General features: G+C 70.3%; 17 protein-coding genes and 1 other RNA gene. 15 read left to right on the top strand and 3 right to left on the bottom strand.

The genetic code is table 11. From position 1 onward, the window contains the following. Positions 1–4 precede the first annotated feature (4 nt). From cpaB to M9M90_RS18700, 7 genes are read left to right on the top strand one after another with little or no spacing between them, the layout of a single operon-like run. Positions 5–865 (top strand): Flp pilus assembly protein CpaB, encoded by an 861-nt coding sequence (gene cpaB / locus M9M90_RS18730; protein ID WP_254834752.1) that lies wholly within the window; start codon positions 5–7, stop codon positions 863–865. Then, positions 862–2,319 carry a type II and III secretion system protein family protein gene (locus tag M9M90_RS18725; RefSeq protein WP_254834751.1) on the top strand — a complete coding sequence of 486 codons (1,458 nt, stop codon included), beginning with the start codon at positions 862–864 and terminating at the stop codon, positions 2,317–2,319. Before cpaB ends, M9M90_RS18725 begins: the two co-directional genes overlap by 4 nt. An 11-nt stretch (positions 2,320–2,330) precedes the next feature. Next, positions 2,331–3,008: a CpaD family pilus assembly protein gene (locus M9M90_RS18720; RefSeq protein ID WP_254834750.1), complete on the top strand. Its 678-nt coding sequence runs from the start codon at positions 2,331–2,333 to the stop codon at positions 3,006–3,008. A 16-nt stretch (positions 3,009–3,024) separates the two neighbouring features. After that, a complete protein-coding gene (locus M9M90_RS18715; protein ID WP_254834749.1) occupies positions 3,025–4,470 on the top strand; it encodes a CpaE family protein in 1,446 nt (481 codons plus the stop codon). Position 4,471: 1 nt separating this feature from the next. Next, positions 4,472–6,025 carry a CpaF family protein gene (locus M9M90_RS18710; protein WP_254834748.1) on the top strand — a complete coding sequence of 518 codons (1,554 nt, stop codon included), beginning with the start codon at positions 4,472–4,474 and terminating at the stop codon, positions 6,023–6,025. Positions 6,026–6,028: 3 nt separating this feature from the next. Beyond that, a complete protein-coding gene (locus M9M90_RS18705) occupies positions 6,029–7,015 on the top strand; it encodes a type II secretion system F family protein (RefSeq protein WP_254834747.1) in 987 nt (328 codons plus the stop codon). Between the two features lie 9 nt (positions 7,016–7,024). Next, on the top strand, positions 7,025–8,035 hold the full coding sequence (locus M9M90_RS18700; protein ID WP_371876876.1) for a type II secretion system F family protein: 1,011 nt from the start codon (positions 7,025–7,027) through the stop codon (positions 8,033–8,035). 202 nt (positions 8,036–8,237) lie between these two features. On the opposite strand, the gene M9M90_RS18695 is transcribed toward M9M90_RS18700, so the two are convergent. After that, complete coding sequence (locus tag M9M90_RS18695; protein WP_371876875.1) at positions 8,238–9,071, bottom strand: tetratricopeptide repeat protein; 834 nt, start codon at positions 9,069–9,071, stop codon at positions 8,238–8,240. A gap of 108 nt (positions 9,072–9,179) precedes the next feature. On the opposite strand from M9M90_RS18695, the gene M9M90_RS18690 reads away from it, so the two are divergent. Both M9M90_RS18690 and M9M90_RS18685 read left to right on the top strand, forming a co-directional pair. Further along, positions 9,180–10,559: a M17 family metallopeptidase gene (locus M9M90_RS18690; protein WP_254834745.1), complete on the top strand. Its 1,380-nt coding sequence runs from the start codon at positions 9,180–9,182 to the stop codon at positions 10,557–10,559. Beyond that, entirely contained in the window at positions 10,556–11,383 is an 828-nt protein-coding gene (locus M9M90_RS18685; RefSeq protein WP_254834744.1) for a C40 family peptidase, read from the top strand. The genes M9M90_RS18690 and M9M90_RS18685 overlap by 4 nt, the downstream gene beginning before the upstream one ends. A gap of 177 nt (positions 11,384–11,560) precedes the next feature. Here M9M90_RS18685 and M9M90_RS18680 read toward each other — a convergent pair whose 3' ends face one another. Beyond that, positions 11,561–12,280 (bottom strand): cytochrome c family protein, encoded by a 720-nt coding sequence (locus M9M90_RS18680; protein ID WP_254834743.1) that lies wholly within the window; start codon positions 12,278–12,280, stop codon positions 11,561–11,563. Between the two features lie 137 nt (positions 12,281–12,417). Between M9M90_RS18680 and M9M90_RS18675 the strand changes: the two genes are divergently transcribed. The 4 genes from M9M90_RS18675 to M9M90_RS18660 all read left to right on the top strand — a co-directional run bounded on the left by M9M90_RS18675 (position 12,418) and on the right by M9M90_RS18660 (position 15,040). Then, positions 12,418–13,167, top strand: coding sequence for a 3-deoxy-manno-octulosonate cytidylyltransferase (locus M9M90_RS18675; protein ID WP_254834742.1), 750 nt, complete (start codon positions 12,418–12,420; stop codon positions 13,165–13,167). Beyond that, positions 13,164–14,009 carry a prephenate dehydratase gene (locus tag M9M90_RS18670; protein WP_254834741.1) on the top strand — a complete coding sequence of 282 codons (846 nt, stop codon included), beginning with the start codon at positions 13,164–13,166 and terminating at the stop codon, positions 14,007–14,009. Before M9M90_RS18675 ends, M9M90_RS18670 begins: the two co-directional genes overlap by 4 nt. Continuing rightward, a complete protein-coding gene (locus tag M9M90_RS18665; protein ID WP_254834740.1) occupies positions 14,010–14,318 on the top strand; it encodes a hypothetical protein in 309 nt (102 codons plus the stop codon). It abuts the gene before it with no gap. Between the two features lie 98 nt (positions 14,319–14,416). Beyond that, positions 14,417–15,040 (top strand): glutathione S-transferase family protein, encoded by a 624-nt coding sequence (locus M9M90_RS18660; protein ID WP_254834739.1) that lies wholly within the window; start codon positions 14,417–14,419, stop codon positions 15,038–15,040. Here the strand turns inward: M9M90_RS18660 and nudC are convergent. Further along, complete coding sequence (gene nudC, locus M9M90_RS18655; RefSeq protein WP_254834738.1) at positions 15,037–15,963, bottom strand: NAD(+) diphosphatase; 927 nt, start codon at positions 15,961–15,963, stop codon at positions 15,037–15,039. The two genes, M9M90_RS18660 and nudC, sit on opposite strands and share 4 nt — an antisense overlap. Before the next feature lie 60 nt (positions 15,964–16,023). On the opposite strand from nudC, the gene ffs reads away from it, so the two are divergent. Then, positions 16,024–16,122: signal recognition particle sRNA small type (ffs, locus tag M9M90_RS18650), an RNA gene on the top strand. A gap of 22 nt (positions 16,123–16,144) precedes the next feature. Next, entirely contained in the window at positions 16,145–17,944 is a 1,800-nt protein-coding gene (locus M9M90_RS18645) for a DNA polymerase III subunit gamma/tau (protein ID WP_254834737.1), read from the top strand. The last annotated feature ends 9 nt before the right edge of the window (positions 17,945–17,953 follow it).

The following is a 17,953-nucleotide window of genomic DNA, read 5'->3' as shown; positions in this document are numbered from 1 at the left end:
GCACATGGGCGCCGTCCGCATCGGTATCCTCGCCGTCGCCGCGATCGCAGCGATCGCGCTCGCCTTCCTGGTGCGAGGGATGCTCGTTCCAAAGACTCCCCCCGCGCCGGTGATCGCCGCCGCGGCCCCCGCCAAGCCCATGGCCCAGGTGCTGGTGGCCAAGCGCGATCTGCCCGTGGGCGCCCGCCTGGCCGTCGCCGACATGAGCTGGCAGGCCTGGCCGGCCGACGCCATCAATCCCGCCTATGTGACCGACGGCGCGGCGCCCGCGCTGCCCGCCCAGGGCGCCGACAAGGCGGTCAAGACCGCCGCCAAGGTGACCACCGACCTGATCCTCACCCAGGAGCCGATGCAGGCCTTCTCGGGCGCCATCGTCAAGGAAGTCATCCTCAAGGGCGAACCGATCATGGCCCGCAAGGTCGTTCGCGCCGGACAGAGCGGCTACCTGGCCGTGGTCGTGGCGCCGGGCATGCGCGCCATGTCGGTCCCGATCAACGCCGAGACCGCCGCCGGCGGCTTCATCCTGCCCGGCGACCGGGTCGACGTCCTGCAGAGCCGCAAGGCCGCCGAGGGCGACGGATTCGTCACCGAGGTGCTGATGCGCAACCTGCGCGTCCTGGCCATCGACCAGGCCACCGCCCCCGGCAAGGATTCCAAGACCATCGTCGGGGCCGTGGCCACGCTCGAGCTGCCCGCCTCCGACGTGGAGGTCCTGGCCCGCGGCAAGGCCCAGGGCGAGATGCAGCTGGCGCTGCGCTCCTATGCCGACGCGGGCGGCGGGCCAGGTCGCGGCGGCCCCAGCCGGACCGGCGACGGGCTGCGAGTCTATCGCGGCGGTGAAGTCACGGAGGTTGTCGCGCAATGAGCCCGTCCCGAATCCTGCGGGCCCTGGCCCTGGCGGCCGCCACGATCCTGGCGCCGCTGTCGCCCGCCTCGGCCCAGTCCGACAACAGCCCCGCCTTCGCCGCGGGCCTGGCGACGTCGGCGGCCGTGATGCGGGTCGACCTCGCCGGCCGTGGCAACAGCCAATCGCTCAGCCTGCCGGTCGGCAAATCCGCCGTGGTCGAGCTGCCGGTCGATGCGCGCGACGTGCTGGTGACCAATCCGGGCGTCGCCGACGCCATGCTGCGCACCCCGCGCCGCATTTTCATCCTGGGACTCAAGACGGGCACTACCGACGCGGTGTTCTTCGACACGGCCGGCCGCCGCATCCTCAGCCTGGACATCCGGGTCGATCAGGATCCGAGCGCGGTCGCCCAGACCATCAACCGCCTGGTGCCAGGCTCCCATGTGCGCGTCGACGCCATGAACAGCAGCCTGATCCTGTCGGGACAGGTCGCCAATCTGTCCGACGCCGACAAGGCCGTGCAGATCGCCCGCGCCTCGGTGGATAAGCCGGAATTGGTGCTGAACATGCTCAGCATCGCCGGCAAGGACCAGGTGATGCTCAAGGTCCGCATCGTCGAGATGCAGCGCAACGTCATTAAACAGCTCGGGTTCAATCTCGATGCGATCATCGGCGAGCTTGGCGACGCGCAGTTCCTGTTCAGCAAGTCGGCGACTTTCGGGGTGAGTGGATCGCTCCTTGGCGGCGGGGCCGCGAGCGTCCGAGAAGTGGGCGGCAAGGTGCAAGGCGACGCCACGATACGCGCTTTCGAGCGCGTCGGCCTGGTCCGCACCCTGGCGGAGCCTAACCTGACCGCCGTCTCCGGCGAGTCGGCCCGGTTCCTGGCCGGCGGCGAGTTCCCGGTGCCGGTGGCGCAGGACGACACCGGCGCGGTGACCATCGAGTTCAAGCCGTTCGGCGTGGGGCTGGGTTTCACGCCGGTGGTGCTGTCCTCCGGCCGTATCGCCATCAAGCTCTCGACCGAGGTCTCCGAGCTGACCACCGAGGGCGCCTTCTCGTTGTCGACGGCCGGCGCCTCGGCCAGCCTGACCATCCCGGCCCTCACGGTCCGCCGCGCCGAGACCTCCGTGGAGCTGCCCTCCGGCGGCTCGATGATGATCGCCGGCCTGCTGCAGGAGAAGACACGCCAGAACATCGACGCCCTGCCGGGCATGACCACCCTGCCGGTGCTGGGCGCCCTGTTCCGCTCCCGCGACTACCTGGCCGGCGAGACCGAGCTGGTGATCATCGTCACGCCCTACATCGTCGACGCCACCAGCGCCGACCGCCTGCAGACCCCCGTCGACGGCATGCGCACAGCCGACGACGGCTCGACCCTGCTGATGGGCGCACTGACCAAGGCCTACAAGGCCAAGCCGCAGGCCACCGCCGGCCGCACCTATCAGGGGCCCTATGGGTACGTGATCGAATGAGGTTCGCCCCGATGCATCGCTTCGCCGTCCTGGCCTCGTTCGCGGCCCTCTCGGCCTGCGCCAGCCTTCCGCTGCAGGAGCCGAGCGTGGCGTCCCAGTCGCGCACGCCCACCGAGCTGTGGAAGACGGAGATCACCTCCCAGCCGCACGAGATCGCCCTGGCGGTCCATGCCGCGGGCCTTTCGCCGACCCAGGCCGACGCGCTCGCCGCCTTCGTCGGCGAGTGGCGCGAAGGCGACGGCGGCGCCATCACCCTGCAGTCGCCCAGCGGCGGCCCCGACAGTTCGGCGGCCTTCCGCACCGCCGAGGGCGCGCGCAGCTTCCTGATCGGCCAGGGTGTTCGCGCCGAGCAGGTCCGTGTCGTCGGCTACGACGCCAAGGGCGAGGCCCGGGCGCCGCTGCTGGTGGGCTATCTGCGCCACGCGGCGAGCATTCCCGATTGCGGCCGCGCATGGACCAACATTTCCCACAGCATGCTGAACGAGGTGCAGCCCAATTTCGGATGCGCCACCGTGGCCAACATGGCGGCCCAGATCGCCAATCCGGCGGATCTGCAGGGTCCCCGCGCCACGACGCCGCCGGACGCCGCGCGCCGGGCCGACGTGCTGGCCAAGTACCGCAAGGGTGAGAACACCTCCACTCAGACGGACAAGCAGGCGACCGGTGTTGTCGCTCAGGCGGTGAAGTGATGCGGGGCCAGGTCTGATGAACCCGAAGTCGAGCCAAGACCCCTTCGACCTGGACTACGAAGCCGAGGACGAGTTCGCCGCCGCGCCGACCGACGCCTGGCGAGAGCCGCCTCTGGCGGCCGCCGACGAGGAGACCGATCCCCTCGCGACCGCCCCGCCGCCTGCTGCGGCCCCGAGCCCTTCGCCGGTCGAAGCCGTCGAACCGGCGCGCCCGGCGGTCCCCAACCCCGTACACGAGATGCTGGCCGGCGCCGAGGCGGCCTTCGGCGAGACCCTGCTGCCGCGCATCACCATCCACATCTTCGCCGCCGCGCCCGAAACCGCCGAACTCGCCGACCGAGCCGCGGAAGACCGCCGGATGGAGCGGACCAGCGTCGTGACCCGCATGGGCGGCCTGGCCGCGGCCGTCGACTGCTACCAGAACCAGGCCACGCCTTCCCTGGTGATGGTCGAGTGCCTGGACTCCGCCCCCGAGTTGCTGGGTCTGCTGGATCGGCTGGCCCAGGTCTGCGATCCCGGCACCAAGGTCGTGCTGATCGGCTCGGCCAACGACATCGCCCTCTATCGCGAGCTGATGCGCCGCGGGGTGTCGGAATACCTGGTGCCGCCGCTCAGCCCGCTGCAGATGGTCCGCACGGTGGCCGGGCTCTATGCCGATCCCTCGGCGCCCTTCGTGGGCCGCCAGATCGCCTTTTGCGGCGCCAAGGGCGGGGCCGGGACCTCGACCCTGGCCCACAACGTCGCCTATTCGATCACCGAGCGCCTCCAGACCGGCGCTGTCCTGGTCGACCTGGACCTGGCCTTCGGCACAGCCGGCCTCGATTTCAACCAGGACCCGATCCAGGGGATCGTCGACGCCCTGTCCCAGCCGGATCGCCTGGATCCCGTCCTGATGGACCGGATGATGGCCCGCTGCACCGAGCGGCTCTCGCTGTTCGCCGCCCCGGCCACGCTGGAGACCGACTACGAGATCGGTCCCGAGGCCTTCGAGGAGGTCACCCAGAAGATCCGCGGCGCGGCGCCCTTCGTGGTGCTGGACCTGCCTCACGTCTGGACGGCCTGGAAGCGCAAGATCCTGCTGACGTCCGATGACCTGGTGATCGTGGCCACGCCGGACCTGGCCTCGCTGCGCAACGCCAAGAACATGGTCGACCTGGTCCGCCGCGCGCGGCCCAACGACGCTCCCCCGCGCCTGGTGCTGAACCAGGTCGGGGTGCCGGGCCGCCCGGAGATCCCGGTCAAGGACTTCGGCGAGGCGCTCGGCCTGACGCCCACCCTCTGCCTGCCGTTCGACCCCAAGCTGTTCGGCCAGGCGGCCAACAACGGCCAGATGGTCAGCGAGGTGGGGCCCAAGTCGCGCTCGGCCGAAGGCATCGACCACCTGGCCCAGCAGATCGCCCGCCGCGACCCGCCGGCGGTCCAGAAGACCTCGCTGCTCTCCAACCTGCTCAAGCGGAAGTAGCATGTTCGGCAAGCGTCCCACCGACGGCGTAGCGCCGCGGCCCCGGCCGACCCCCCCGCCGCCCGCGGCAGGCGAGGGCGCGCCGATCGCCACGCGGCCGCAACGCATCGAGCCCACGGCCGGGCCAGCTCCGGCCCAGGCGGCCGCGCAGCCGGCTCCGATCCCGATTCCCACCAAGGCCGAGCGCGCCGCCCAGGGCGCCGGTCCGAAGTCGACCCTGGCCTTCGAACAGCTCCGCGCCGCCCAGGGCCCCGCGCCGGCCACCCAGGTGGTCCGCGAGCAGTCCGACTATTACCACGCCACCAAGACCACGATCTTCAACGCCCTGATCAACACCATCGACCTGGCCCAGCTGGCTCAGCTGGACGTCAAGCAGGCCGGGGAGGAGATCCGCGACATCGTCGCCGAGCTGGTGGCGATCAAGAACGTCTCCATGTCGGTGGTCGAGCAGGACCAGCTCGTCCAGGACATCATCAACGACGTGCTGGGCTATGGGCCGCTGGAGCCGCTGCTGGCCCGCGACGACATCGCCGACATCATGGTCAACGGCGCCAGCCGGGTGTTCATCGAGGTCGCCGGCAAGGTCCAGCTGACCAATGTGCGGTTCCGCGACAACGCCCAGCTGATGAACATCTGCCAGCGGATCGTCAGCCAGGTCGGCCGCCGGGTCGACGAAAGCTCGCCGATCTGCGACGCGCGCCTGCCCGACGGCTCGCGTGTGAACGTGATCTCGCCGCCCTTGTCGCTGGATGGGCCGACGCTCACCATCCGGAAGTTCAAAAAAGACAAGCTGACCATGAAGAACCTGGTGGAGTTCGCCTCCATCAGCCCGGAAGGGGCGCGGGTCCTGGGGGTGATCGGCGCCTGCCGATGCAATCTGATCATCTCCGGCGGGACGGGCTCGGGGAAGACTACCCTGCTCAACACGCTCACCGCCTTCATCGACCCCACCGAGCGGGTGGTGACCTGCGAGGACGCCGCCGAACTGCAGCTGCAGCAGCCGCACGTGGTGCGCCTGGAGACCCGGCCGCCGAACCTGGAAGGCCAGGGCCAGATCACCATGCGCGACCTGGTGAAGAACTGCCTGCGGATGCGTCCGGAACGGATCATCGTCGGCGAAGTCCGCGGCCCCGAAGCCTTCGACCTGCTGCAGGCGATGAACACCGGCCACGACGGCTCCATGGGCACCCTGCACGCCAACAGCCCGCGCGAGGCCATCAGCCGGATGGAATCGATGATCACCATGGGCGGTTACGGCCTGCCCTCGCGGACCATCCGCGAGATGATCGTGGGTTCGGTGGACGTGATTATCCAGGCCGCCCGCCTGCGCGACGGCTCGCGCCGGATCACCCACATCACCGAGGTGGTGGGGCTGGAAGGCGAGGTGATCATCACCCAGGATCTGTTCGTCTACGAGATCACGGGCGACGACGCCGATGGCAGGGTCGTCGGCCGCCATCGTTCCACCGGCATCGCCCGGCCGCGGTTTTGGGACCGGGCCCGTTACTACGGCCTGGAGCGTGAGCTCGCCGAAGCCCTCGACGCGTCGGAATAGGGCATGGGATCGACCCTCGCCACCCTGCTGATCGCCGTCCTCGGCTTCATCATGGTCGCGGGCCTGGGCTTCGCCCTGGCCGGCGGCGACAACGGCCAGGCCAAGACGGTCAAGCGGGCCCAGGCCCTGGTCGGCGCCGAAGGCCGCCCGGGCGGCCGGCGGCGACCGGCCGTGAGCGCCCAGGACCAGCGCCGCCGCCAGATCCTCAAGACCCTCCGCGACCAGGACCGCCAGCAGAAGAAGGCGACGCTCAGCATCAGCGCCAAGATGCAGCAGGCCGGGCTCGGCGATAACGTCCGCAACTTCTGGATCGCCAGCGGCGTGGTCGGGGTGGTGGTGCTGCTGGTGGTCCTGCTGCTGCGCCAGTCGCCGTTCATCGGGCTGGGGCTGGGCTTCGCGGCCGGCTTCGGCCTGCCGCGCTGGGTGCTGGGGTTCCTGGCCGCCCGGCGCGTCAAGAAATTCACCGAGGCGTTCCCCGACGCCATGGACATCATCGTGCGCGGCATCCGCTCGGGCCTGCCCGTACACGACAGCCTGCGGGTCATCGCGCGCGAGACGGCCGAGCCCATGGCCGGCCAGTTCAACCGCCTGGTCGAGGGCATCGGCATGGGGGTCTCGATGGACCAGGCCCTGGAGAAAATGTTCGAGCAGATGCCGACGCCGGAGGTGCGGTTCTTCGCGATCGTCCTGGCCATCCAGGCCAAGACCGGCGGCAACCTGGCCGAGGCGCTGGGCAACCTCTCCACCGTGATCCGCGCCCGCAAGCTGATGCGCGAGAAGATCAAGGCGCTGTCGGGTGAGGCCGTGGCCTCAGCCTTCATCATCGGCTCGCTGCCGCCCGGCGTTATGGCCCTGATCAGCATGACCGCGCCGGAATACATGAAGCCGCTGTTCACCGACCCACGCGGCCACATGATGCTGCTGGCCGGCGCCGTCTGGATGTCGATCGGCATCTTCGCGATGCGCAAGATGATCAACTTCAGGATCTAGGGGGCGAGCGTGGACCTGGTCAGCACCATCGTCGATCCCGACAACCTGCTGGCGGCCTTCGTCGCCGTCGTCTGCTTCGCGACGATCGTCACCATCGCCATGCCGATGATGACCCGCAACAGCCTGGAGACCCGGCTGAAGTCGGTCTCGAGCCGGCGCGAGGAACTGCGGCGCAAATCCCGCGAGGCGCTGGCCTCAAAGAACAACACCGGCCAGAGCAGCCTGCGGCACATCGACGAGGGCCTTTACAAGAAGGTGGTGGAGCGCCTGCAGCTCTCGCGCCTGCTGGAAGACCCCCAGGTGGTCGACAAGCTGGCCCAGGCCGGCTACCGCGGCCCCCGGCCGGTCTCGACCTTCTACTTCTTCCGCTTCGTGCTGCCCTTCGTGTTCGCCGCGGCCATCGGGTTCTACCTGTTCGTGATCAAGGATTTCGGCCTGCCGACCCTGACCCGGGCGGCCTTCTCGATCGGCGGCCTGACGCTCGGCTACTACGCGCCCAACGTCTACATCAGCAACGTCGCGACCAAGCGCCGCGAGTCCATCGTCGGCGCCTTCCCGGACGCGCTCGACCTGCTGCTGATCTGCGTGGAGAGCGGCATGTCCATCGAGGCGGCGATCCAGAAGGTAGCCGCCGAGATCGGCTCGACCTCCATCGAGCTGGCCGAGGAGCTGACCCTGCTGACGGCGGAGATCTCCTACCTGCCCGAGCGGCGGATGGCCTATGAGGGCCTGGCCAAGCGAACCAACCATCCCGGCATCCGATCGGTGACCACGGCGATGATCCAGGCCGAACGCTACGGCACGCCGCTGGGCGCGGCGCTGCGGGTCATGGCCAAGGAGAACCGCGACATGCGCCTGGCCGCCGCCGAGAAGAAGGCCGCCCAGCTGCCGGCCAAGCTGACCGTGCCGATGATCGTGTTCTTCCTGCCAGTGCTGTTCGTGGTCATCCTCGGCCCGGCGGTGATGAAGGTCACCGACATGATGGGCGAGAACCCCAACCTGTCCCAGCCCCATCCGTAGGGCGAGGCGTCCTGTGCTGGAGCCGATTGCGCGCGACCGGCCCCATGCACGGAGGGTCCGCGTTGGGTCGCGACGGGAGGCGACCCTGAGCTTCTATGAACGTGCGGGGTTCCAGCGGGGCGGGAAGACCTATTTTGAGATTCGCCGATCCTAGGACCGCTTCAGCTCGAAGCAGCCCCACCCTCGCGGGCGTTCGCAGCTCCTACTGCGACCGGCCGACATCCTGCCAGGAACGGCCAGCCGGGGCGGTGGCGGTGGCCGCACGCAGCCAGGCCATGTTGTTGGCCACCAGCTCCGGGGGCAGGTCCTGGCGGGCCAGCTTCTCGGCCTCGTCCAGCCGGCCTTGCAGGCCGAGCACGAGGGCCAGGTTCTGGCGCACGGCCATGGGGGCGCCGGGCCTGGCGATCGCCTTGCGCAGCAGGGCCTCGGCCTCCGCCGGTTGGCCGTGGCTGGCCTGGAAGAGGGCGAGGTTCGAGATGGCCGAAGGATTGTCCGGGGCGAGGCTGAGCGCCAGGCGATGAGCCGCCAGGGCCTCCTCGTCGCGCTGGGCCTGCTCATAGGCCACGCCCAGCAGGGACGGCGGGCGCCAATCGCGGGGCGCCAGCTGCTGCGCACGCCGCGCGGGGTCGATGGCGTAGAAGCCCTGGCCCCGGCCGACATGCGACTTGGCGAGCTCCATCAGGGCTTCGACATTGTCGGGCTGGGCGGCCAGGGTCCGGCCGATCGCGGCGACGGCGTCGTCGTAGCTGCCCATGGTTCGCAGGGCCATCGAGAGCTGGACCCCCGCCTCGGCGTCGGCGGGATCGACATCCAGCTCGCGCGCCCAGAAGGCGGCGCGGGCCAGGGGGTCCATCCGCGCGACGGCGGCGCGCTCGGCCGGGGTGGCCTTGCGGCGCGGGGCGGTGGCGGTGGGCGCATCGCCCTTCGCGGCGGCGACGGGAGCAGCCGCGGGCTTGGTCTTGGACCAGGGCAGGGCGCTGGCCTGCGATCCGGAGGCAAGGGCCAGGGCCACGGCGGTTGCGGCGAGCGCCGACATGCGACACATGATTTCACGGGCTCCGGATGACTGGCCGCCAGTCTCCCCTGCCCGCTTAAAGGAAGCGTTAAGCATAAGCGCGCCCGGCGCCGGGCGCCGGAGAGCGTCATGACCGAAGTCGTCGTCGAGCACACTCAGGGCGCGGCCGTTCCCGTCCACGCGCTTTATGAGAAGGACCTGGAAGGGTTCCTCGACGGCCGCCAGGCCTTCGTGAAGGCCTATGCCGCGCTCTCCGAATTCAAGGCCAAGGCGGGCCAGGCCCTGGTGGTGCCCAATACCGAGGGCGGCCTGGACCGGGTGCTGTTCGGCCTGGGCGCGTCCACCGACCCCATGACCTTCCGCGCCCTGCCGGCCCGGCTGCCGGCCGGCGATTTCCGCATCGCCTCGGCCCCGCCGGAGTTCGCCCCCGACCTGATCGCGCTCGCCTTCGCCCTGGGGAGCTACCGCTTCGACCGGTACAAGAAGAAGGCTTCGCCGCAGCCGCGCCTGGTGGTCGAAGGCGTCGACGTGGCCGAGGTCCGCAGCATCTCCCACGCCTGCGCCCTGGCTCGCGACATGGTCAACACCCCGCCCAACGACCTCGGTCCGCTGCAGATCGAGACCATTGCCCGGGAGATCGCCGAACAGCACGGGGCGGGGATCACGGTGATCTCCGGCGAAGGCCTGCTGGAGGCCAACTATCCCGCCGTCCACGCCGTCGGCCGCGCGGCGGTGGACGCGCGCTGCCCGCGGATGATCGAAATCGACTGGGGCGAGGCCGACAAGCCTCTGATCGCCCTGGTGGGCAAGGGCGTGGTGTTCGACACCGGGGGGCTCGACATCAAGCCGTCGGCCGGCATGCGCAACATGAAGAAGGACATGGGCGGGGCGGCCCACGTCCTGGCCCTGGCCCGGATGATCATGGCCGCCAGGCTGCCGGTGCGGCTGGCGGTGCTGATTCCGGCGGTGGAGAACGCCATTTCCGGCGACGCCATGCGGCCGGGCGACATCCTGGACAGCCGCAAGGGCCTGACCATCGAGGTGGGCAACACCGACGCCGAGGGCCGGCTGATCCTGGCCGACGCGCTGACCCGCGCCGCCGAGCTGGAGCCGGCGCTCACCCTCGACCTCGCCACCCTGACCGGTGCGGCGCGCGCGGCGCTCGGCCCGCAACTGCCGCCCTTCTACACCGACGACGACGAGCTGGCCGGCCAGATCGAGGCCGCCATGGCGCAGGTCTCCGACCCCATGTGGCGCATGCCCCTGTGGAAGGGCTATGTGGACGCCCTGGACAGCGACGTGGCCGACATCAAGAACGATCCGGACGGTTGGGCCCAGGCGGGCTCGGTGACCGCCGCCCTCTTCCTGCAGCGGTTCGCGCCTACCGGTCCGTGGGCTCATTTCGACATCTTCGCCTGGAATCCCCGCGGCCGACCCGGCTTCAGCTCGGGCGGCGAGGCCCAGGCGATCCGCGCCCTCTACCGCATGATCCGGGATCGCTTCGCGTGAGCCTGGATCCGCGCGTGACCCCGGCTCGCGGCGATCTCGCCAGCCGCGCCCTGGAGGGCGTGGTCCCGGCCAAGACCTATGCCGATCCCCGGGCCATGACGGCGATCGTCCCGGCCGCGGCCCTGCGGCGCGCCGCCGACCCGTGGTCCGAGCAGCTCGACCAGGTCCTGTTCGGCGAGGTGTTCGAGGTGCTGGAGGAGGCCGAGGGCTACGCCTGGGGCCAGGCGCGGCGCGACGGCTATGTGGGCTTCGTGGAGACCGCCGCCCTGGCCCCGGCCGGACCGCCGGCCACCCACCGGGTCGCCGCGATCCGCACCTACGCCTTCGCCGAGCCGAGCATCAAGTCCCGGGCGCTCGGCCCCTATTCGATCAATAGCCTGGTCGCCGTCGAGGCCCGCGAGGGCCGGTTCGCCAAGGCGGCCAATTGCGGCTGGTTCATCGAGGCGCACCTGGCGCCGATCGGGATGTTCGAGACCGACCCGGCGGCGGTGGCCGAACGGTTCCTGGGCGCGCCCTACCTGTGGGGCGGGCGCGAGAGCCTGGGGGTCGACTGTTCGGGCCTGGTGCAGCAGGCCCTGCTGGCCTGCGGCAAGGCCTTCCCGCGCGACACCGACCAGCAGGAGGCCGTCGGCGAGGCGGTGGAGGTCCTGGCCCGCGGCGACCTGGTGTTCTGGAACAGCCATGTGGCGATGATGCTGGACGCGACGCGGATCATCCACGCCAACGCCTTCCACATGGCCACGGCCATCGAGCCCCTGGTCCAGACCCGCGCGCGCTACCTGGCGAACGGGGTGGGCGATCCGACGGCTTATCGGAGGCCGTGAGGGGGTTCTAGATCCTCCCCCAGCGCGGAGCGCGATTTGGGGGAGGTGGATCGTCGCCTCTTGGCGGCGAGACGGAGGGGGCTTCATCCACGCGCATGGAGTCAAAGTCCCCCTCAGTCGGCCAATAGGCCGACAGCTCCCCCAGAGGGGGAGCAACTTCGAAGAGAGAACCGCGCCCTAGTGGACGAGTTCTCCGCCCTTCTTGGCGGGGGCGGCGGCGGGAGGAGCCACAGCCGCCGCAGGCGCCGGGACGGCGGCGGCGTTGGCCGGGGCGCCGGCGGGAGCCGCGGTCGGAGCGCCAGCCTCGGCCGGAGCCGCGGCGCCTTCGGCGGCGGGCGCGGCGGCGGCCACCGGGTTCGGCGCCGGGATCGGCAGGTTCGAGCCCTGGGCGTTCAGATAGGCGATGAGGTTGATGCGTTCCTCGGGCTTCTTCAGGCCCACGAAGGTCATCTTGGTGCCGGCGATGTGCTTCTGCGGCGCCTTCAGGAACTCGGAGATATCGGCGAACTGCCAGGTCCCCACCGCGGCGCCGTGCTCGACCATGCCGGCCGAATAGGCAAAGCCCGCGTGGGCGCCCGGCTTCTTGCCCAGGATGCCGTGCAGGTTCGGGCCGGTGCCGTTCGGGCCGCCGGCCTCGATGGTGTGGCAGGACTTGCACTTGGCGAACACAGCCTCGCCGGCCTTGACGTCGGCGGTCGGCAGGACCGTGCCCCAGTCGATCGGCGCTTCGGCCGTCGCGCCGCCGCCGCCGGTGTCTTCCACCACGGCGATCGCGTAGCCGGGCTTCTCCAGCTCGTGGGCGGCGAACACGCCGGTGGAAATTTCGCGAAGGCCGACAATGGCCAGACCGGTCGCCAGCACAGCGCCGGCGACTTTGTTGAACGTTAGGTCGCTCATAGTCCTGAAATCGGCCCTCTTATCGGCCGGCCCGAAGGCCGACGTAAGCGCGGGAATCCCCGCCCCTTATTGCGCCCGGCTCTCTTACACGCTACCGCCGCCCGCGCAACCGGCCAGTTGGTCGCTCATGGACGCACATGAACCCGATCGTCCTGATCCCCGCGCGGATGGCGGCCACCCGACTGCCCGGCAAGCCCTTGGCGGATATCGAAGGCGTGCCGATGATCGTCCGTGTGCTGCGCCAGGCGCAGGCCGCCGGCGTTGGCCCCGTGGCCATCGCCGCTGGAGACGCCGAAATCGTCGAGGCCGTCCGCGCGGCGGGCGGGGAGGCGGTGCTGACCGACCCGGACCTGCCCTCGGGCTCGGACCGAATCATCGCCGCCCTGAACGTGCTGGACCCGCAGGGCCGCCATGACGTGGTGATCAACCTGCAGGGCGACATCCCCTTCCTGGCGCCGACGGTGGTCGAGGCGGCGGCGCGGCTGCTGGCCGAACGGCCCGACTGCGACATCTCCACCGTCATGGTGGCGGAAGCCGACCCGGCCGAGCGCAGCAATCCAGACATCCCGAAGGTCGTGGCGGCCATGGCGCCCGACGGGCGCAGCGGCCGGGCGCTCTACTTCACCCGCTCGGTGCTCTATGGCGACGGCCCGGTCTGGCTGCACCACGGCGTCTACGGCTATCGGCGCGAGGCGCTGGAGCGGTTCACGGCGAGCCCGCCCTCGCCGCTGGAGCTGCGCGAGCGGCTGGAGCAGCTGCGCGCCCTGGAGTTGGGCATGACCATCTGGGCGGCGGTCATCGACGAGGCCCCGATCTCGGTGGATAACCCGGCCGACCTCGAACGGGCGCGCCAGTATGCAAGGCTGAACGCAAGGATGAACCCATGACCAAGGGACGGATCGCCTTCCAGGGCGAGCTCGGCGCCAACAGCCATGAGGCCTGCGTCGCGGCCTTTCCCGAAATGGAGCCGGTCCCGCACGCCACCTTCGAGGAGGCCTTCGAGGCGGTGAAGAGCGGCGACTGCCAGCTGGGCATGATCCCGGTGGAGAACTCCATCGCCGGGCGGGTGGCCGACGTGCACCACCTGCTGCCGTCGGCGGGGCTGAAGATCATCGGCGAGCGGTTCAAGCCGATCCACTTCCAGCTGATGGCCAATCCCGGCGTGAAGCTGGAGGACCTCAAGACCGTGGCCTCCATGCCGATCGCGCTGGTCCAGTGCCGCAAGACGATCCGCCGGCTGAAGCTGAAGACCGAGGCCGTGGGTGATACGGCGCTGGCCGCCAAGCTGCTGGCCGCCCAGCCCGATCCGACCCGGGCGGCGATCTCGCCGGCGCTCGCCGCCGAGCTCTACGGCCTGGAAATCCTGGCCCGCGACATCGAGGACGAGCACCACAACACCACCCGCTTCCTGGTGTTGACCGCCGACAAGAACCCGCCGCCGCCACCGTTCACCACCCCCTGCGTGACCAGCTTCGTGTTCCGGGTCCGCAACCTGCCCGCGGCGCTGTACAAGGCCATGGGTGGTTTCGCGACCAACGGGGTCAATATGACCAAGCTGGAGAGCTACATGGAGAACGGCGCTTTCACGGCGACCTTCTTCTACGCCGAGGTCGATGGGCGTCCGGAGGACCGCGGCCTGGCCCTGGCCTTCGAGGAACTGCAGTTCTTCTCCGAGCAGTTCGCGATCATGGGCGTCTATCCGGCCGACCCGTTCCGGTCACGCGGCTAGATGAAGATCATCGCGATCGACGCCGCGGACTGCCCGACCGTCACGGCCTTCACGACGCAGCTGAAGGACGCCATCCAGGCCCTGCCGGGCCATGGCGCCAGCATCCCGGCCTTTGTCGATTCGATGATCTGGGGGACCGGGGTGAGCGATCTCGTCCCGCCCTACACGATCAAGGTCACGGGCAAGCTCGACCGCGAGGTCGGCCGCTTCGCCCGCGAGCTCTCCGACGCCCTGGAGGCCGCCCGCACCGACCGGCGCACCCGCAAGGGCGAGGACATCCCGGTGGTGCTGGAGATCGGGCGGCGCTAGGCGCCGTCGCATTTGAGCCCGATCAAGGCCGCCCGGGCCTGGATCGACCAGCGTCGCGCCCAGGTGAGACCCCGGGTCTCTTCGCGTGAGGCGACCGAATGGCCGACATCGTCCTGCACACCGACGTGCTCAGTCCCTATGGCTGGGCGGCTCGGCACGTCGCGGCGGAAAAGGGGGTGTCCTGGCGGCTGAAGCCGGTGAACGTCGCCTTGCCCGCGCATTGGAAACTGCACCCCTTCGGCAAAATGCCCGTGCTCGAGCATCGCGGCGTCGTCGTCTACGAGACCCTGGCCATCGTCCACTACATCGATCGCGCCTTTCCCGGGCCGGCGCTGCAGCCCGCCGAGGCCGTGGCCCAGGCGGAGATGCTGCAATGGATGAGCATCGTGAACGGCTACATGTTCCCGGTCATGAACGGGCTCATCAAGGAGCGGACCTCGGCCATGTGGCGGGCGGAGGGGCCCGATGAAGAGGTGCTGGCGGGCTTCAAGGGGCCGCTGGAGCGGCAGGTGCAGTACATCGACCGCGCGGTGGCGGCGCATGACTTCCTGGTGGACGGCGCGATCACCCTGGCCGACAGCTTCCTGTTGCCCCACCTGCACTTCGTCTCCGCGACGCCCGAAGGCGAACAGGCGCTTGAGCGGGCGCCGGCGGCTCAGGCCTGGCTCGACCGAATGCGCGAGCGCCCCAGCTTCGCGGCCACCACGCCCTTCGGCGCCTAGGGTTCCTCGGCCCAGGCCTTCAGCAACTGGTGGGCGATGGCCATGCCGCCGGGCGCATTGACCCCGTCGCCCTTGCCGGCCAGGACGTCGCGCGCCTCGGCCTTGGTGAACCAGCGGACCTCGGAGAGCTCGGTCTGGTCGGGCGTGGCGTCGTCGTCCGCCACCTGCGCGATCAGGCCGATCATCAGCGAGGACGGATAGGGCCAGGGCTGGGTGGAGTGGTAGCGGACGCTGAGCGTCTTCAACCCCGCCTCCTCGTGCAGCTCGCGGGCGCAGGCCTCCTCGATGCTCTCGCCGGGCTCCAGGAAGCCGGCCAGGGCCGAGAACATGCCCTTGGGCCAGATCTCCTGGCGGCCCAGCATGCAGCGGTCGCCGTGGACGGCCAGCATGATCACCACCGGATCGGTGCGAGGGAAGTGCTCGGCCTTGCAGGCGGGGCAGGCCCGCTTCCAGCCGCCCTCGACCACGTCGCTCGGCTCGCCGCAGGCCGAGCAGTGGCGATGGCGGCGGCGCCACTCGAACATCTGCTTGGAGGTGGCCATGATCGCCGCGTCCGTCGGCGGCAGGCGCAGGGCCACGGCGCGCAGGTCCTCGAATCGCCCCAGGCCCGACAACGGGCCGTCGGCGGGGTCGGCCCCGCCTTCCAGGTCGACGGCGAAGACGGCGGTCTCCTGCCATAGTCCCAGGAAAAGCAGCCGCTCGGGGCCGCCCGACAGCTCCTCGGCCATCCTGGCCGGCAGGTAGGCGATCTGCAGGCCGCCGTCCTTGGTGGTCTCCACGAAGGGCTTCCCGTTCCAGATCGCCACGGCGAGCGATTCGTCGGAACGGAGTTGTTCGGTCAGCCAGGCGACATCGGTTCGCTTCTCGCTGGCGCGGTTCAGCGGGTTGCCGGCGAAGGTGTTTTGGAAGGCGGAAAGAGGCATGCGCGGAGTTGTAGCTGCGCCAGCGCTTGCGCGCGACCCTCAAGGCCGCGATATAGGGGGTGGAGATCGGCGACGGGCGGACGCCTCGCCAACCCGGTCAGGTCCGGAAGGAAGCAGCCGCAACGAGTTTCGCTCCGGGTCGTCGTTCGGTCTCCACCCAAAGCTTTACCCTCGGGCGCCAATGGCCGACGAAGACGAACCCGAGACAGTCGAACGCGATCCCGACACGAGCGATATGTTCGGCGCGCCCGGGGCTCCGAAGCCCGCGCCCGCCGCCGAGCCCTCGGCCGCCTATACCGTCATCGCCCGCAAGTACCGGCCCAGGACCTTCGAGGACCTGTTCGGCCAGGAGGCGATGGTGCGCACCCTGCGCAACGCCTTCGCCACCGGCCGCATCGCCCACGCCTTCATGCTCACCGGCGTCCGGGGGGTCGGCAAGACCACCACCGCGCGGCTGCTGGCCCGGGCGCTGAACTACGAAAGCGACACGATCCACGCGCCGACCCTCGACCTCTCCGTCGACGGCCGCCACTGCAAGGCGATCATCGAGGGGCGGCACATGGACGTTCTGGAGCTGGACGCCGCCAGCCGCACCAAGGTCGACGAGATGCGCGAGCTGCTGGACGGGGTGCGCTACGCCCCCGTCGAAGCGCGATACAAAGTGTATGTGATCGACGAGGTTCACATGCTGTCGACAGCGGCGTTCAACGCCCTGCTGAAGACGCTGGAAGAGCCGCCGCCCCACGCCAAGTTCATCTTCGCCACCACCGAGATCCGCAAGGTGCCGGTGACCATCCTCTCCCGCTGCCAGCGCTTCGACCTGCGCCGGGTGGAGCCGGAGGTGATCGTGAAGAACCTGGAGATGATCGCCGCCAACGAGGGCTCGCGCGTCGAGGCCGAGGGCCTGCTGCTGATCGCCCGCGCCGCCGAGGGTTCGGTGCGCGACGCCCAGTCGATGCTGGACCAGGCCATCGTCCAGGCCGAGGCCGGAGAGACGGTCACCGCCGCCTCGATCCGCGACATGCTGGGCCTGGCCGACCGGGCCCAGACCATCACCCTGTTCGAACAGGCCATGCGCGGCGAGGCCGGGCCGGCCATCGAGACCTTCCGCACCCTCTACGGCTTCGGCGCCGATCCGGGCCAGGTGATGCTGGACCTGCTGGACCACGCCCACGGGGCGGCGGTGGCCAAGGCCATCGGGCCCCAGGCCCTGATCATGCCCAAGGAGCAGGCCGGACGACTGGCCGCCATCGGGGCGGCGGTCTCGGCCGGAACCCTGTCGCGGGTCTGGCAGATGCTGCTGCGCAGCCACGAGGAGGTGCGCCGCGCGCCCGACGCCGCGGCGGCCTGCGACATGGCCCTGATCCGCCTGGCCTATGCCGCCGACCTTCCGGGGCCCGAGGAGGCCCTGAAGCGGCTGCAGTCGGGCGAACCCCAGCCCAGCGGCGGACCTGCGCCCGCCCCTTCGGGCGGCGGCGGCGGCGGGATGTCGGCGGCCGGCATCGGCGGCTCGGTCAACGCCCAGGCGCGGATGGTGGCCCGGGATCCCGAGGCCAACGAGCCCGCACCCACCCTGCAGTCTTTCGCCGACGTCATCGCGCTGATCGAGAAGAAGCGTGACATCGCGTTGCGCCTGGATGTCGAACGCTATGTCCGGCCGATCAGCTTCCGGCCCGGCGCCCTGGAATACGAGCCCGCCCCCGGCGCGCCGGTGAACCTGGCCCAGCGCCTGGTGGGCCGCCTGAAGGAATGGACCGGCCAGCCCTGGCTGATCGCCGCCCAGGGCGGCGGCGGGGCCGAGAGCGCCTGGGAACGCCAGAAGCGCGAGGAGCGCGAGGTGCGCGTCCAGATCGAGGCCGACCCCTTCATCGTGGCGGTGATGGACGCCTTCCCTGGCGCCGAGATCGTCAGCGTGCGCAACCTGCCCGTTCCGGAAGCGTCGCCGATGACCGACGCGCCGGACGAGGATGAGGACGAATAGGAGACCAAC

Source organism: Phenylobacterium sp. LH3H17, from assembly GCF_024298925.1.
GTDB lineage: Bacteria > Pseudomonadota > Alphaproteobacteria > Caulobacterales > Caulobacteraceae > Phenylobacterium.
The sequence above is the reverse complement of the archived record's forward strand: the minus strand, read 5'-3'. Positions and strand labels throughout refer to the sequence as shown.